Source organism: Bacillus sp. JJ1127 (genome assembly GCF_036965845.1).
Classification (GTDB): Bacteria; Bacillota; Bacilli; order Bacillales; family Bacillaceae_G; genus Bacillus_A.
Genome location: NZ_JBALQK010000158.1, coordinates 1 through 818, shown reverse-complemented (window position 1 = coordinate 818; position 818 = coordinate 1). Strand labels below are relative to the sequence as shown.

2 protein-coding genes are annotated in these 818 nt (G+C 29.7%); one reads left to right on the top strand and one right to left on the bottom strand.

The window, feature by feature from the left end; all coding sequences use genetic code 11:
* Positions 1-65: 65 nt before the first annotated feature.
* Positions 66-386 (bottom strand): hypothetical protein, encoded by a 321-nt coding sequence (locus tag V7183_RS16015; protein ID WP_097898245.1) that lies wholly within the window; start codon positions 384-386, stop codon positions 66-68.
* A gap of 104 nt (positions 387-490) precedes the next feature.
* Here V7183_RS16015 and V7183_RS16010 point away from each other — a divergent pair, with 104 nt between their 5' ends.
* Positions 491-739: a DUF1093 domain-containing protein gene (locus V7183_RS16010; RefSeq protein ID WP_335360158.1), complete on the top strand. Its 249-nt coding sequence runs from the start codon at positions 491-493 to the stop codon at positions 737-739.
* The last annotated feature ends 79 nt before the right edge of the window (positions 740-818 follow it).

Genomic DNA, 818 nt, shown 5'->3' with positions numbered 1-818 from the left:
AAGTAAAAACAGAAAGAGCTCCTTTCAAATTTAGAAAGGAGCTTTTTCATATGTACCGATACGAATTAACCTTCGATAATTTCGTATTCTTCGTCTGCTAATAATAAAATTTGTGTTTTTTTGCCTTTATTTTGAACTTCAATTACATCGTATGTACCTAGGTCTCTTAATTTATTTTGAGAAGCGTTAACCATTACTTCGATAGAATCAATTAAGATATCTTCTTCTATGTATGATTCAGGCAAAGCCATATCCTCAGTATCTAATACACATGCATATAGATTTTGTAAATTATCAGCAGTTGGGTTTTGTTCTTCAACATCAATGATGTTTTTTACTGCTTCCATACTTTCTTCTTTTGCTTGATACACTTTAATTTTAGCCATTGTTTTAATCTCCTTTATAACGTAATCGTAGAGGCTACAATTTATTATAACGTTTTTTAATGGAAAGATGAAATTGTTATGTGGATTTTTGGAGAATTTGATATATTTTTTATGCTTTTCTCTCGAAATATGTTAAATGGAAGCGTTACGAATACAAAGTAACGGCATATGATGAAAAGGGAAATACAGCGACTATTAAGTTCACTGCTAATAAAAACTTGAAATTCAATATATTTTCACGTGTGTATGTATTTGATGAAACAGATAGTGCGGGATATAAAGGAATCTCATTTTATAGATTGAAAGGCAGCATGTACAATTTGTGCATGCTGCCTTTGTTTGTGGAAAAGTAATTTGTATAGAATGAAGTAAGACAGTAATTACAATTTAAATAATAAAACATTCTTATCGTATTCCTGTAAACACCAATTG